Here is a 14,853-nt window from a genome sequence, read left to right as displayed (position 1 = left end):
TCTTGGTTAGCCGTGTTTGCGCAGAGAGATCGCGCGCAGGAAGCCGAACGGTGATCCTTCAAGCAAGACGCCAAGACCCACACGCGCGCCGATGGCGATCGAGATCATGACAATCGGCGATGAGATCGCCAGCGTGGAAAAGGCACTAACCCCTTGGCCGATGGTGCAGCCAAGGGCAAAAACGCCACCCGTACCCATCAAGAACGCACCCAGCAGATGGCGCCCCAATTCGCGGGCATCGTCGCAGGCTTCCCAACGCAAATCGTTGCTTTTCCAGGCCGCCAGTGCCGCGCCAAGAAACACCCCGATCACCAGACCAACCCCGTAATCGGGCAGGATACCGGTGACGGTAATGATCTGCATGATGGTATCGCCGACCGGGGTGACGAAGGACCCTGCTTCGATCTGGGTTTCAACGAAACGATATTGCGCAAATGTCGTCGTCCAGACCCAGCCAAGCGAAATGCAGGCCCCGATCACAATGGCGCCAAGCGCCTTTGCCCGTTCAGCGCGGAAATCGGAACTGCGAAACACCCACCAAAGCCCGACAGCGCTGGCTAGCAAGGCAATCGGATAGTGCAAATCAACACCGCTTGCATGCGACAGGATTGCACCGATGGATTGAGACCCGGCAGAGGTGAACTCAATCGACAGCGGGTCAAGGAACCAGACGCGAAAATGGCCGGTTACCCCGCGCAATGCAGCAATGGCGGCAAGCCCGATGCCGGTCAGGACCACCAGTGCGCGCAAATTGCCACCGCCCAGACGAATGATGGCGCCAAAGCCGCAGGTACCGACAAAGGCCATGCCAAAACCAAACATCAATCCGCCCAGAATGCTGCCAGCAATTGGCAGAGTCGGGGTGATGTAAAAACTGTTGGAAAGATTGATCACGCCAAGGGCGACAAATGTTTGGGTGCAGAGCAGGGCGGTGATCGCCGCCAAAACCCAGGCACGCAGACCGATGCTGTTGGCGGCAAACCAATAGCGTTCAAGGGCTGCCATCGTGCAGAAATGTTGTCGGCGTGCGACAAATCCCACCACAATCCCGGTCAAGATACCGGCAAGCGGCAGGGCCCAGGGATTATCCAAACCCAGCATGACGTTTTTCCTCCCGCCTTGTTGATTGTAATTTTTTGCCAAGGCGCTGGCGGAATCGTGACGTTTTTTTTGTTCTAATTCAAGAGAGCTTTTCGATCAGCGGTTGCCACTTATTCGGCAGCAGCTTTTTCGTCTTCGCGGACCGGGGCACAGAACAGGTCATAAAGCGTGCCAATGATCGTCGCCATTTCGGTGTCGACAATGCGGTAATAGATCATGCGACCATCACGTCGGGCCGAGACCAGACCATCAATGCGAAGCCTTGCGAGTTGCTGGGAAACAACGGCTTGCGGCATGGACAGGATTTCTTCGAGATCGGATACCGATTTTTCGCCTTCCTGCAGGATGCACAGGATCAGCAAGCGGGTCTCATGCGACAGCGCCTTGAGCATTTCGCTGGCCTTGCGCGCCTGTTTGAGGAGAGCTTCGGCTTCGGTCGAGTCCATGTCTTGCTTGAAACGTGGTAGGGCCATCGTTTGCTGTGCTCATTGGTTGTGGGGCCAAAGCCGTTAATGTCCAAACTATACGGACATCTAGGTCAATACACGATCCGAAGCTGTGCTTCAAACCGAATATACAGTTTTCCTAATCGTTCGGCAATTGTGAGAGCATGTCATCAAGCATGGGCCAGAAAAAATGATCGCCGGGATAGCCGCGAAGCCGAGCGACTTCCTGATTGTTGCTGATCAACACGAATGTCGGTGTAACACGTTCGCGCGCGATGTGGTCAAGGTCTTCGGGCCAGTCATGGATATCAACCCGACGAAGAGGGGCCAGCTTGCCCTGATCGGTGTTGGGGTAGGCTTCGCCGATCTCCTGATGCCAGCGCACACACCATGCACATCCCTTTTGTTCAAGCATCAGTAATTCGGTCGCAAGCGCCGATCCCATCCCGATCTGGGATGCCAAAAGTATGGTTAAAGCAAGTCGGAATAGACCGGGAATGTGCGGTTTTTTCATGTGTTTAAATTCTACAGAAACTTGTGATTGAATTATATATATGAAAAAGACTATGCTTTGAAAAGGCGCTGATAAACAAATTGCAAAATCAGCTACCCACAGCGCCGGGAGGAACATGCATTGCTTGATATCGGTTTCGGCGCAGCCTTCCTTGCGGGGGTGCTGTCGTTCTTTACGCCATGTGTTTTGCCGATTGTCCCGCCATACCTTGCCTATCTGGCCGGGGTTAGTGTTGCGGATCTTGATGATCGTACGGTCGCGAGTGCGAAGTCACGTCAGGTATTCTTTACCGCACTGGCATTCGTCGCGGGCTTTAGCACGATTTTCGTCGCACTTGGCGCGACGGCAAGCGTCATTGGCCAGTCGCTGGCCAGCTATTTCGACATTTTATCGATCATTGCCGGGATCATGATTGCCATCATGGGCCTGCATTTCATGGGCGTTTTCCGGATATCGCTTTTGTATCGTGATGCGCGGATCAATGTCGCGAACAAGCCTGCGGGGCTGGTCGGGGCCTATGTGATGGGGCTTGCCTTTGCCTTTGGCTGGACGCCTTGTGTCGGGCCGGCACTGGCCGCGATCCTGTTTGTTGCCGGGGCAGAAAGCACGGCCTTGCGCGGGGCAGGGTTGCTGGCGGTCTATTCGCTTGGCATCGGCTTGCCCTTTGCGTTGGCGGGGCTGTTTGCCGGGCAATTCGTTGGCTGGTCGCGGAAATTCAAACGTCACATGCACAATGTTGAACGGGCGATGGGGCTGTTGCTTGTGCTGACAGGTGTTCTGTTCATGACCGGACAGATGTCTGCCATCGCCCAGTGGTTGCTTGATACTTTCCCTTCGCTTTCGACCCTCGGATAGGAGTTGCGTCATGAATATGCGTCATCTGTTGCGTGGAGTGCCTTTGGCGAAATACCTGGTTGCCGGATTGCTGTTGGTCGCTTGGCCGCAAGGATCGGAAGCAGCCCCGGTCGGCGAAGACGGTTTGCACAAGCAGGACTGGTTTTCGATCACCTTTCGTGACATCGCCGACGATATTGCGGCCGCGCGTGATGAAAACAAACGTCTTGTGATGATCTTTGAGCAGCGCGGCTGCATCTATTGCGCCAAGATGCATACCGATCTTCTGAGTGATCCGGAGGTATCGGACTACATCAAGGAGAACTTCAAGGTTGTTCAGTACAACATGTTTGGCGACGAAGAAGTCATTGATCTGGATGGCGACGTGCTGAGCGAAAAGACCGCCGCGCGCAAATGGGGATATGTCTTTACCCCGACCATTGTTTTCCTGCCGGAAGAAGCGCCTGAAGACGGCAAAAGTGCAGCGGAAGCAGCGGTTGCGACCATGCCCGGGGCGTTTGGCAAATGGACGTTCCTGAACATGTTTCGCTGGGTAAATGAGAAGGGCTATGAGACTGACGAGCACTTCCAGAAATACCATGCCCGCATCATCCGACAGCTTCAGGAAGAAGGCCGTTTAGGGCAGTAGAAAACGCCCGGAGCGCCTTGAAAAATCATAATTCAGCACATAACACATTAAAAATATCATATTTATGTGTTGAATTAAAAGTTGAGTTTGAATAACTTGAAATAAAGGCGCCGTTAGAGCAGCCACATGTCAGACCGGGGATGTTCATATGCCACACAGAGGGCAGGGACATCGTCACAGGAGGAAACACAACGCCATGTCTTGGAAACCAAGAGCCTTTCTTGCGTGCCTGATCGTTGGCCTTCCGGCCCTTGCCGCAGCTGATGAACTTGCACCCGCCGATGTCAAATTCGATGACATGTCTGTATCCCAGCCACTGACCAGCCAGCCGGGGGACCCGGAAAACGGGCGCAAGGTCTTTGCCAATCGCAGCCTTGGCAATTGTCTGGCGTGTCATGCCGTCAAAGAACAAATCGAACAGCTGTTCCACGGCGAAGTGGGGCCGCCCCTTGACGGTGCTGCTGATCGCTGGAGCGAAGGCGAACTTCGCGCAATTGTTGCCGACGCCAAAGAGGTCTTCTCTGAAGAGACCGTGATGCCGGGCTTCTATTCGCTGAATGTCGGTGTTGATGTCCGCGAGGATCTGGTCGGCAAAACAATCCTGACAGCCCAGGAAGTTGAAGATGTCGTGGCCTATCTGACGACGCTCAAAGAATAACAACCACCGAGGAACCAAGATGAATCTCACACGACGCCAAATGCTTTGCGCATCGGTCGGTGCAGCTGCAGCCGGAGTGTTCGGCTTCTCGCTGTCCGCCTCTGCCACGCCGGAAGCCACAGCCGAAAGCATCAAAAACTTTGCCGGTGGTAAAGAACCCGCGATGGGCGGCGACCTGACATTAAACACGCCGGAAATTGCCGAAAACGGTAACACCGTCCCGGTGGAGGTTTCTGTCGCAAGCCCGATGACCGATGACGACTATGTTGAATCGGTTGTCATCTATGCCGAAGGCAACCCCAACCCGGATGTCGCTGTCTTCCACTTCACGCCGATGAGCGGTGTAGCAGAAGCGAAAACCCGCATGCGTCTTGCGAAAACCCAGAATGTGGTTGCTGTCGCCAAGACCAACAAAGGGAAGGTTTTCATGGATAAAAAAGAAGTCAAAGTGACCATCGGTGGTTGCGGCGGCTGATCGGATCGGGAGCAAGTCAAATGGATAATATCAAGCCGCGTGTAAAAGTGCCGAAATCCGCATCGGCTGGTGAGGTCATCACCATCAAGACCCTGATCAACCATCCGATGGAATCAGGTTTGCGCAAGGGCAAGGATGGCAATCTCATCCCGCGCCAGATCATCAACAAGTTCACATGTGAATTCAACGGCAAGCCGGTGTTTTCCTGTGAACTCGAGCCGGCAATTTCCGCCAACCCCTATATCGAGTTTTCCGCCAAGGTCACCGAAGCGGGAACATTCAAGTTCAGCTGGTTGGATGATGACGGTTCTGTCTACGAGACTGAAAACAAGATCGCCATAAAATGATTCGGGACGGGTCCGTTGGTCAGGTGATCACGGGCCCGCCACTGTATCGGGAGGGAATGTCTTGAGAAACCAAATCATAGCCAAAGCTGCCGCGGTTGCCATGACCGCACTTGTGCCGGGGGTCGCCTTTGCCGGTGGGCCGGTTGACGATGAACTCGTCATTGACGGCGAAATCCAGATGATCACCCGGGCTGCACCGCCAGAGGGGCATCCACTTGACGAGGTGCTGTCAGGCTGGTTGTACCGCACCGACGAAACGCGGATGCTGGAAACCGATACCTTTGAAAACCCCGGAATGCTTGAAGTGCAGGATGGTGCCGATCTTTGGAATACGGTTGACGGAACGGCCGGGAAGTCCTGTGCGTCCTGTCACGGAGATGCCGAGGAAAGCATGGCCGGTGTCGGGGCGCGCTTCCCGAAATGGGATGAAGCATCCAACCGTCCGATCAATGTGGAACTTCAGATCAACAAGTGCCGCACCGAGGAAATGGGGGCTGAGGCCTACAAGTTTGATGCCCGTGAGCAAAAGGCGCTGACGGCCTATGTCAAACATCAGTCTTTGGGAACGCCGGTCGCGATCGATCTTGCCGAAGGCCACATGCAAAGCTGGTGGGATCGCGGGAATGAGCTTTATTACACCCGGACCGGTCAGCTCAATCTGTCTTGTGCGTCCTGTCATGAACAGAATAACGGCAACTACATTCGTGCCGACCATCTCAGTCAGGGCAATGTGAACGGGTTCCCGACCTATCGCCTGAAGCAGGCCAGCTTGGTGTCACTACATAACCGTTTCCGCGGTTGTATCCGTGATACCCGTGCGGAATTCCCTGCGGCGTTTTCTGACGAACTGATGGCGCTTGAGGTCTATGTGACCTGGCGCGGGACCGGCCTGTCTGTTGAGACACCAGCGGTTCGCCAATAAGGCCAAGCAAGTTACTAAAGGGGTGATTGGTTTATCCTCCCGGTTGCCCCGCCTTTTTTCCTTTAAATGCCTCGGCCGTGCTGCCGAACAGGTGAATATTGCCCGGAGGCCACCAATAAATGTTTTCGCGCCGTCAATTTTTGCAATGGGCTGCTGTGACCACCGCAGCGACCGGCTATATGGGCAATTTGACCCGTGTGGCTGCCCAACAGCGTCTGACCCAGGACGATCTTTTGAAATTTGATAGCAAAGGCACCATCACGCTTTTGCATTTCACAGATGTTCACGCCCAGTTAAAGCCGGTCTATTTCCGTCCACCATCGGAAAACTATGGTGTCGGCGCGTTTGAAGGCATTCCGCCGCATCTGGTTGGTGAAGAATTCCTGTCTCATTTCGGTATCAAGCGCGGTAGCCCGCTGGCCTATGCCCACACCATGGTCGATTACGTCGATATGGCGCGGACTTATGGCCGCCTTGGTGGTCTGGATCGCACGGCGACCTTGGTCAAGGCAATCCGGGCGGAACGCGGGGATGGCAATGTTCTGTTCCTTGATGGTGGCGATACCTGGCAGGGGTCTTATACGTCGCTTAAGACCAACGGGCAGGACATGGTGGATTGCATGAAGCTGCTCAAGCCCGATGCAATGGTTGGCCATTGGGAATTCACCTTTGGCGAGGACCGGGTCAAGGAGATCGTCGAGGATCTCGGCTATCCGTTCCTGGCCAGCAACGTCTTTGACACGGAATGGGATGAACCGGTTTTCGAACATACCGCGTTCTATGAAACCGGCGGACACAAGGTGGCGGTGATCGGGCAGGCGATGCCTTATACCCCGATTGCCAACCCGCGCTGGATGATCCCGAACTGGTCGTTTGGTATTCGCCCCGAAGTCATTCAGGCCAATGTCGATGCCGCACGCGAGGCGGGGGCCGCTGTTGTGGTCCTGTTGTCGCATAACGGATTTGACGTTGACCAGAAACTGGCAACCGTTGTGAACGGCATTGATGTGATCCTGACCGGCCACACCCATGACGCCGTGCCCGAAGCGATCAAGATCGGCAAGACCTTGCTTTTGTCGTCAGGATCGCATGGCAAATATCTGGGCCGTGTTGATCTTGAAGTTAAGGATGGGCGCGTAACGGATTATAATTCATCACTTATTCCGGTTTTCTCGGATGTGATTGATCCCGATCCGGAGATGGCCGCCAAGATCGACGAGGTCCGTGCACCTTACGAGGATGAATGCAATCGCGTTCTGGGCAAGACATCCGGTCTGCTGTATCGCCGCGGTAATTTCAATGGCACCTGGGATGACCTTATTTGTCAGGGGATCATGGAAGAACGCGATGCCGAACTGGCATTTAGTCCGGGCTTCCGCTGGGGCACGACGTTGCTTCCGGGTGACGATATCACGGTCGATGATCTCTATAACCAGACCAGCATGAATTACCCGTCGGTGTACCGACTGGAATTCACCGGTACGCAGATCAAGGAAATCCTCGAAGACGTTTGTGACAACCTGTTTAACAAGGATCCGTTCTTCCAGCAGGGTGGTGACATGGTCCGGGTTGGTGGCATGGCCTATAGCTGTGCGCCCAAGGAAAGCATCGGCAACCGTATTTCGAACATGACCGTGATCAAGACCGGCGAAGCAATTGAAGCCGACCGCAGCTACGTTGTCGCCGGTTGGGCATCTGTCAACGAAGGCGTTGAAGGACCCGCGGTCTACGATCTGATGGAAAACTACGTCACCCGTCACAAGGTCATTGATATTCCACGCAATGACACCGTGAAGGTGATTGGAATGAACTAGGTGAAAGTACCTGGCCGGTTCAAATGACCGGGCGGGGCATTTTTCGCCTCAATATATATAAAATTTGGAATATGTAGGGAGGACACAAAGAGCCATGTCCCAACAACCAGAAAAAGATAAGAATTTTGTGCCAAGCCGGCGCAGTTTTCTTCAGGGTGGGCTGACAGCAGCCGGTGGTGCGGCTGTTGCCGCAATCGGTGGTGGTGCTGCGTTGGCAGCCGGAACACCGGACCCAGCGATTACGGAACTCAAGGACTGGAACCAGTATTCCGGTCCGGGCGTGGATGCGGCCCCCTATGGCGTGCCGTCACCGTTTGAAGCTCATGTTGTGCGTCGTGATGTGCCTTGGCTGACGGCTGATCCGATATCCTCAATCAACTTTACGCCTCTTCATGAACTTGACGGAATCATCACGCCGAATGGCCTGTGTTTTGAACGCCATCACAGCGGGGTGGCCGAAGTCGATCCGGCGGAGCATCGCCTGATGATCAATGGTCTGGTGGACAAGCCGCTTGTCTTTACCATGCAGGATCTCATGCGGTTCCCGCGTGAAAACCGGGTTTATTTCCTTGAGTGTGCGGCGAACTCCGGCATGGAGTGGCGCGGTGCGCAGCTTAATGGCTGTCAGTTCACGCACGGGATGCTCCATAACGTGATGTATACCGGCGTTCGGTTGCGTACGCTTCTCGAAGAAGCGGGTGTCAAACCATCCGGGAAATGGATCCTGGCCGAAGGTGCAGATGCTTCGGGCATGGGTCGTTCGATCCCGATTGAAAAGGCGCTTGATGATTGCCTTGTTGCTTTCAAGATGAATGGCGAGGCGCTTCGTCCGGAACAAGGATATCCGGTGCGTTTGTGCGTCCCCGGTTGGGAAGGAAATATGTGGGTAAAATGGCTGCGCCGGATCGAGGTCGGTGACAAGCCATGGCAGCTGCGTGAAGAGACGTCGAAATATACCGATTTGATGCCGGATGGCCGTGCGCGTCGCTTTACCTGGGCGATGGATGTTAAATCCGTCATCACCAATCCAAGCCCGCAGGCGCCAATCACGCATGGCCGCGGTCATACGATCATCACCGGTGTTGCATGGTCCGGTCACGGCAAGATCAAACGCGTTGATGTGTCGATTGACGGTGGGCGTAACTGGCAGCATGCCCGGATTGATGGGCCAAGCCTGAGCCGGTCATTGCATCGGTTCTATTACGAATTCAACTGGGATGGATCGCCGCTTTATCTGCAATCGCGTGCGATTGATGAGCATGGCTATGTCCAGCCGACCAAGAACGCCCTGCGTGCGGCGCGCGGCGACAACTCGATCTATCACAATAACGGTATCCAGACCTGGTATCTGAAGTCGAACGGAGAGGCGGAAAATGTCGAAGTTTCTTAAGTTTACCGCAAGCATCGTTCTGCTTGGCGCAGCATGGGCAACCAATGCCAGCGCGCAGGATGCCGATGCTGGCGAAAAGGTTTTCCGCAAATGTGCTGCCTGTCATGCTGTGGGTGATGGTGCCAAGAACAAGGTTGGCCCGGAGCTCAACGAGATTTTTGGCCGGGTTGCCGGATCGCATGAGGATTTTAAATATTCCAACGCGATGGTTAAAGCAGGCGAAGAAGGTCTGGTTTGGGATCATGACAGTCTGACGCAATATCTAGCCAAACCACGCGACTTCGTCAAAGGCACGCGCATGGCGTTTGCCGGCCTGAAAAAGGATGATGAGATCGCTAATGTGATTGCTTATCTCGCCACTTTCTCGGCCAATGCAGAGCAGGCGGCAGCAGAACCCGCACCAGCAGCGGCCGAGGGTGGCGAAACCAAACCTACTGAAACCGCCGAGGCACCGGCGACGAACGCAGCAGATGCGGTAATCCCGGAGCATGGTGTTTATCACCTTGGCCGTGAAGCACTGCCGGAAGAGGTGGCTGCTTGGGATATCGATGTCCGTCCGGACGGTGTCGGGCTGCCGGTTGGCAGTGGCACGGTGGCCGATGGCGGTGTTCTGTATGATGAGAACTGCGCGGTGTGCCATGGCGTGTTTGGCGAGGGTGAGGGACGCTGGCCAGTGCTGGCGGGCGGTTATGATACCCTGACCGCGGATCGTCCGGTTAAAACCATTGGGTCATACTGGCCATTTGCATCGACGATTTTTGACTATGTCCATCGGGCGATGCCGTTTGGCAATGCCCGGTCGCTGGATGCGGATCAGACTTACGCAATCACCGCTTACCTGCTGTATCTGAACGATATTGTTACGGACGAGGATTTCGAGCTGTCCAACGAAACCTTTAGCGAGGTTTCCTTGCCCAACGAAGAAAACTTCTATCCCGATGATCGTCTGGAAGAGGCCAACTTCGCGACCAATGTCGAACCCTGCATGGAAAACTGTGGTGATGGTCCGGCCGAGATCGTGATGCGGGCGCGTATTCTGGACGTGACGCCCGATGGCGACGATGAAAGCGGTGCCGGGGGCATTGATTAATGCGGACTGGTCATCGGAAACCACATGAAACCGATGGTGGCGACAGTAAGACAGCGCGCGGTTTTCGGGCGTTGGGTATCCATAAAATCTGGCTGTTTGCAGCGTGCGGGATCTTTTTGATCCCGCACTTTTCGTTTGCTGACTCAGGTGCGCAACCGCCGATACCCGATATGCCGCTGGGCGAGGCCATCGGGCAGGTATTGGCAATTCCGGGTGACGCGGAATACGGCGCGTATCTGGCGAGTGAATGTGTGACATGTCATCAGCAGCATTCAGCCAACCATGCGATCCCATTGATCAATGGGCTGCCGCGCGAGTATTTTGTCGAGGCGATGCTGGAATACAAATACCGCCTGCGCGACAATTCGGTGATGCAGGCCATCATGGGGAGCCTTGGCATGGAGGAACTTTCTGCGCTGGCAACCTACTTTTCGACGAAGGACTAGAGGCTGGAGTTTGTGAAACGTCATTAATCAACGGATCAGGAACAAGAAAATGAGCAGTGTCACAAGGAGAACGTTCAACAAGTTGCTCGGCGCCGGGGCAAGTGCCATGGCAATGCCGGGGCTTTTGCGTGCGCAAGAACGCAAGAATGTCGTGATTGTCGGCGGCGGTGCAGGCGGTGCAACGGTCGCACGCCATCTGGCGGAAAAGGCCGGGGGTGCGATTAACATCACCCTGATCGAGGATTCCGAGAAATACACAACCTGCTTCTTCTCCAACCTGTATCTGGGTGGGTATCGCGATTTTGCGTCGATCACCCATGGCTATGATCGATTGGTCAATGATTATGGCATTCGCAAGATTACTGCCCGGGCCGAAGAAATCGACCGAACTGCGCAGACAGTTCGCACCTCAACCGGGGAAACCATCCCCTATGACCGATTGGTGCTGTCGCCCGGTATTGATCTGATTTTCGATAGTGTGCCTGGATATTCCAAGGAATTGGCGGAAATTGCCCCACATGCCTGGCAGGCGGGGCCACAGACGCAGTTGCTGAAATCAAAGATTGATGGCCTCAAAAACGGAGATCAGGTGGTGATGGTTGCGCCGCCCAATCCGTATCGTTGCCCACCGGGACCGTATGAGCGTGTTTCCATGATCGCCCATACCCTGAAATCGCGAGGGCTGAATGACTGCACCATCGTCGTTCTGGACCCCAAGGAGAAGTTTTCAAAACAGGGGCTGTTTACCGCAGGATGGGAAAAATACTATCCGGGCATGGTCGAATGGTATGGACCCAATATCCATGGCGGGATCAAGGGGGTGGATGTTGAAGCGGGAACTGTTGAAACCGACTTTGATACCTTTAGCGGTGCGTTGCTCAACATCATTCCAGCCCAACGGGCCGGAAGTATTGCCATCAGTGCGGGGCTTTCGGATGACAGCGGTTTCTGCCCGGTGGACGCCGAAACCATGCGGTCCAAACGGGATGAAAACATCTTTGTTATCGGGGATGCGTCGATTGCCGGTGCGATGCCGAAGTCTGGTTCTGCTGCCAACAGTCAGGCGAAAGTGGTGGTGATGCATCTGATGGGCGACCTGAGTGATGCGCGGGTCTTTCCGGCGCGCTACCTTAATACCTGCTGGAGCCTTGTTGAAACCAATGACGGCATCAAGGTGGGCGCACAATATGCCAATGTTGATGGCGCAATCGCCAGCACATCGTCCTTTATCAGTCAGCCCGATGAGAGTGCCGATATCCGCAAGCAGACCTTTGAAGAGTCTGTTGCCTGGTATGACGGAATTACCAAGGACATGTTTGGCTGATCAGCCAAAAGCCCCGGCAGGATTAGTTTAATTCCTGCCGGGCGGCTTTCTTTTGCATGTGGCGCTGAAACCACTTGGCGAGGATCGGTGCAAGCAAAACGATCTCGAAAATGCGCACGATATGATGGAATGCGACAAAGCTTGGCTCGACATTCAGGGCCAATGCAATCAGCGACATTTCGGCCACGCCACCCGGTGCGAAGGCCAGGAGCACGGCAATGAAATCAAGGTCAAGCCATTGCGACACAAACCAGGCGACACCGCCGGTAAAAGCCAGAACAACAAGTGTTGCCAGCACGGAATAACCGGCAAGACGGACAAGAACCGCCATCTTGACGCCGGAAAAACGGCTACCAATGGCAGAACCCAGGATCAGAAGACTTCCCGCCAGCAACCAGCCCGGCAGGTTTCCTTCGACGACACCCGTGACATGCAGAACCATGCTGGCCGCCATGGCGCCTGTCATATAGGACGCAGGCACGCGTAGCTTGCGAAACACCAGAACGGTGACGATGGCGCATGCCGCGGTCAAAATGCCCTCACCAAACGTCATCTGAATGGCTTCGCCATCTCCGTGCCCGTTTGCCACCACGCCGGTGATCATAAGGACAATCAACGGGGCCGACATCACGAGCAGCAGGACGCGCAAGCCCTGGGTCAGGGCAATTTCCTGCTCATTGCCACCTGCAGCCGCACCCAAAACAACCATTGGCGTCAGGCCACCCGGTGTTGCGGAGAACAGGGCGGTCGCCGGATCAAGGCGCGCGATGCGCGAATAGAACCAGGTGATGACAAAGGTGATGATCGGCACATAAAGAAGCACAGCGATCATGCTGATTGGCCAACGTGCGGCCTGATCGAGCGTATCGGGGGTAAAGGACGCGCCGAGAAAAATACCGATGATGCCCAGGATGCCGGAACGAAACTGCATCGGTACACCCATCGGAACCCGCATCAAGCTGGCGACAAAAGTTGCCAGCATCGGGCCCATCATCCATGCAAGGGGCATATTGATGAAATGGGCAATCAGGCCACCGATGAGGCCAATCCCCAAAGCAACGGACAGTTTCTTAAAAAACTGGGGTGTCAGAACACCGGAAATGCGATTGATCCAACGGGTGTTTGAAGGATCGTCCGGTGTTCTGGTCATTATGCTTGGGCCTTGTTCTTTTCAATCTGATCAAGGAAGCCATCAATTGCGTTGCGCAGTTTGGTGGCCTCGTCATTAAGGGTGCTGGTGGCACGGGTCACGTTTGCCGATCCGTTGTGAACGCGTGCTGTTTCACCATCAAGGGCACCGACGGCCTCTGCCACGGTGCGCATGCCGCCATTGGCATCCTGAATGCTATCGGAAATGCCAGCGGTCGATGCCTGCTGTTCTTCAACGGCGGCTGCAATGGCTGCAGCGGATTGATCAACCTCGCCAATCACATCGGCAACACCATGCAAGGCATTGACAACATTATCGGTAAGGCCCCGGATTTCCTCAACCTGACTTGCGATATCTTCGGTCGCACGCGCGGTCTGGGAGGCAAGGTTTTTGACCTCACCGGCAACCACGGCGAAGCCCTTGCCGGCGTCACCGGCACGGGCGGCCTCGATCGTGGCATTAAGGGCTAGAAGGTTGGTCTGGTTTGCGATGTCTTCGATCAGGCTGACAATATCGCCAATCCGCTGGGTGGCACCGGTCAGCTGCTCAAACAGGGCACGCGATTGTTCGCTTTCGGAACGGGCGCGACCGGCAACCTCGGCAGAGTTCTGTGCCTGCTGGCCGATTTCGGCGATGGCATCCGACAGGCTTGCGGTTGTTTGTGAAACGGCTTCGATATGGCGCAAAACCTGCTCGGAATGCTGGTTGGCATCGGCGGAACGCGCGCTTGCAAGGGTCGCGATCTGTTCCATGTCACTGGCGGAACCGTTAAGCGAGCCGAATTCCTGATCAAAACCGGAAAGGGCTTCCTGCACAACACGCTGGAAATGGTTGGTGGCATCAATCAGGTTTTGCTGACGCTGGCCTTCAAGGTTGCGTACACGTTCGCGTTCCTTGCGCAGCATTTCGGCTTCTTTGGACTGATCGCGCAGGACCGTGACCGAACGGGCAACCTTGCCGATTTCATCGGCACGCTGACTGCCGCGAATATCGACATCCAGATCACCATTGGAAATCTGTTCAATCAGTTCGGCCAGTTCGGTCATCGGGCGCGAAATGCGGCGCGAGACAAAGACCGAAACGATCACCGCAACAACAACCACGATCAGGGCAACGATGACAAAGACACGCTGCAATGCTTCGGCCTGTGTATAGGCATCGGCAAATGAGGTCGTGGCGATTTCGTGGGACTGGGCAAGAATGTCGTTTAGCGGGACTTGAAGGGCCTGGAAGGTTTCGTCGGCCTGGGCAATGACTTCAAGCGCGCCATAAATGTTCATTTCGCTTTCAACAAGGAACTGGCTGACCTGTTCCATGTATTTGGCGTAGTTCTGGGTGAAGGCATCACCACCAGCCGCCGCAAGACGTTCGGCAAGCGGGGCCAGTTCGCCTTCAAGCTTGGCAACCTGTTCACGCAGATCGGGGACCACAGCGGCATTAATGCCGTTTGAATCCCAGGTCAGAATACGAAACAGCGAGCCGTGCGCTTCGTTCAGTGCATTGCTGAGCGTCAGTGCATCGGATCGCCGTTCATAGGCTTCGACACGAAGGCTGGTAAGCGTGTCTTTCTCGCTTTCGAGCGTTGCAACAGTGGCAATCCCCATTGCGATAATGACGATCATCAGGAAGACCGGGACCAAAAGGGTTTTGGGCCCAATCGAGAGATTGTCAAGAAAGCGCATTCCAGTTTCCT

Annotated in this window: 16 protein-coding genes; 11 read left to right on the top strand and 5 right to left on the bottom strand. The window is 55.1% G+C overall.

What is annotated here, in order from left to right:
* Positions 1–6 precede the first annotated feature (6 nt).
* The 3 genes from UF64_RS13555 to UF64_RS13545 form a co-directional block, all read right to left on the bottom strand.
* A complete protein-coding gene (locus UF64_RS13555) occupies positions 7–1,101 on the bottom strand; it encodes a YeeE/YedE family protein (RefSeq protein WP_044829146.1) in 1,095 nt (364 codons plus the stop codon).
* A 110-nt stretch (positions 1,102–1,211) separates the two neighbouring features.
* Positions 1,212–1,574, bottom strand: a complete 363-nt coding sequence (locus UF64_RS13550; RefSeq protein ID WP_044829145.1) for a helix-turn-helix transcriptional regulator — start codon at positions 1,572–1,574, stop codon at positions 1,212–1,214.
* A gap of 112 nt (positions 1,575–1,686) precedes the next feature.
* Entirely contained in the window at positions 1,687–1,962 is a 276-nt protein-coding gene (locus UF64_RS13545; RefSeq protein WP_235285065.1) for a transcriptional regulator, read from the bottom strand.
* A 219-nt stretch (positions 1,963–2,181) separates the two neighbouring features.
* Between UF64_RS13545 and UF64_RS13540 the strand changes: the two genes are divergently transcribed.
* The 11 genes from UF64_RS13540 to UF64_RS13490 all read left to right on the top strand — a co-directional run bounded on the left by UF64_RS13540 (position 2,182) and on the right by UF64_RS13490 (position 12,010).
* Complete coding sequence (locus tag UF64_RS13540; protein WP_044829143.1) at positions 2,182–2,916, top strand: cytochrome c biogenesis CcdA family protein; 735 nt, start codon at positions 2,182–2,184, stop codon at positions 2,914–2,916.
* 10 nt (positions 2,917–2,926) lie between these two features.
* Positions 2,927–3,544, top strand: coding sequence for a thioredoxin family protein (locus tag UF64_RS13535; protein ID WP_082049768.1), 618 nt, complete (start codon positions 2,927–2,929; stop codon positions 3,542–3,544).
* Positions 3,545–3,740: 196 nt separating this feature from the next.
* The gene (gene soxX, locus UF64_RS13530; RefSeq protein WP_044829142.1) at positions 3,741–4,202 is read left to right on the top strand and encodes a sulfur oxidation c-type cytochrome SoxX; all 462 of its coding nucleotides are present in this window, start codon (positions 3,741–3,743) and stop codon (positions 4,200–4,202) included.
* A gap of 19 nt (positions 4,203–4,221) precedes the next feature.
* Positions 4,222–4,677: a thiosulfate oxidation carrier protein SoxY gene (gene soxY / locus UF64_RS13525; RefSeq protein ID WP_044829141.1), complete on the top strand. Its 456-nt coding sequence runs from the start codon at positions 4,222–4,224 to the stop codon at positions 4,675–4,677.
* A 20-nt stretch (positions 4,678–4,697) separates the two neighbouring features.
* The gene (gene soxZ, locus UF64_RS13520) at positions 4,698–5,024 is read left to right on the top strand and encodes a thiosulfate oxidation carrier complex protein SoxZ (RefSeq protein WP_044829140.1); all 327 of its coding nucleotides are present in this window, start codon (positions 4,698–4,700) and stop codon (positions 5,022–5,024) included.
* Between the two features lie 61 nt (positions 5,025–5,085).
* Positions 5,086–5,946 carry a sulfur oxidation c-type cytochrome SoxA gene (soxA, locus tag UF64_RS13515; RefSeq protein WP_152630692.1) on the top strand — a complete coding sequence of 287 codons (861 nt, stop codon included), beginning with the start codon at positions 5,086–5,088 and terminating at the stop codon, positions 5,944–5,946.
* A 119-nt stretch (positions 5,947–6,065) separates the two neighbouring features.
* Positions 6,066–7,760 (top strand): thiosulfohydrolase SoxB, encoded by a 1,695-nt coding sequence (gene soxB / locus UF64_RS13510; RefSeq protein WP_044829138.1) that lies wholly within the window; start codon positions 6,066–6,068, stop codon positions 7,758–7,760.
* 94 nt (positions 7,761–7,854) lie between these two features.
* On the top strand, positions 7,855–9,150 hold the full coding sequence (gene soxC, locus UF64_RS13505) for a sulfite dehydrogenase (RefSeq protein ID WP_044829137.1): 1,296 nt from the start codon (positions 7,855–7,857) through the stop codon (positions 9,148–9,150).
* Positions 9,134–10,240 carry a c-type cytochrome gene (locus UF64_RS13500; RefSeq protein ID WP_044829136.1) on the top strand — a complete coding sequence of 369 codons (1,107 nt, stop codon included), beginning with the start codon at positions 9,134–9,136 and terminating at the stop codon, positions 10,238–10,240. The genes soxC and UF64_RS13500 overlap by 17 nt, the downstream gene beginning before the upstream one ends.
* A 71-nt stretch (positions 10,241–10,311) precedes the next feature.
* Positions 10,312–10,686, top strand: a complete 375-nt coding sequence (locus UF64_RS19750; RefSeq protein WP_161794621.1) for a hypothetical protein — start codon at positions 10,312–10,314, stop codon at positions 10,684–10,686.
* 49 nt (positions 10,687–10,735) lie between these two features.
* Positions 10,736–12,010 carry an NAD(P)/FAD-dependent oxidoreductase gene (locus tag UF64_RS13490; protein WP_044829135.1) on the top strand — a complete coding sequence of 425 codons (1,275 nt, stop codon included), beginning with the start codon at positions 10,736–10,738 and terminating at the stop codon, positions 12,008–12,010.
* A 22-nt stretch (positions 12,011–12,032) separates the two neighbouring features.
* Here the strand turns inward: UF64_RS13490 and UF64_RS13485 are convergent, their stop codons facing one another.
* Together UF64_RS13485 and UF64_RS13480 are read right to left on the bottom strand one after the other, a co-directional pair.
* Positions 12,033–13,160: an AbrB family transcriptional regulator gene (locus UF64_RS13485; RefSeq protein ID WP_044829134.1), complete on the bottom strand. Its 1,128-nt coding sequence runs from the start codon at positions 13,158–13,160 to the stop codon at positions 12,033–12,035.
* Positions 13,160–14,842, bottom strand: coding sequence for a methyl-accepting chemotaxis protein (locus UF64_RS13480; protein WP_044829133.1), 1,683 nt, complete (start codon positions 14,840–14,842; stop codon positions 13,160–13,162). Before UF64_RS13480 ends, UF64_RS13485 begins: the two co-directional genes overlap by 1 nt.
* Between the last annotated feature and the right edge of the window lie 11 nt (positions 14,843–14,853).

Origin of the sequence: Thalassospira sp. HJ (assembly GCF_000948415.1) — a bacterium.
Classification (GTDB): Bacteria; Pseudomonadota; Alphaproteobacteria; order Rhodospirillales; family Thalassospiraceae; genus Thalassospira.
Note: the sequence above shows the minus strand (reverse complement) of the source record. Positions and strands in the feature narration are given on the sequence as shown.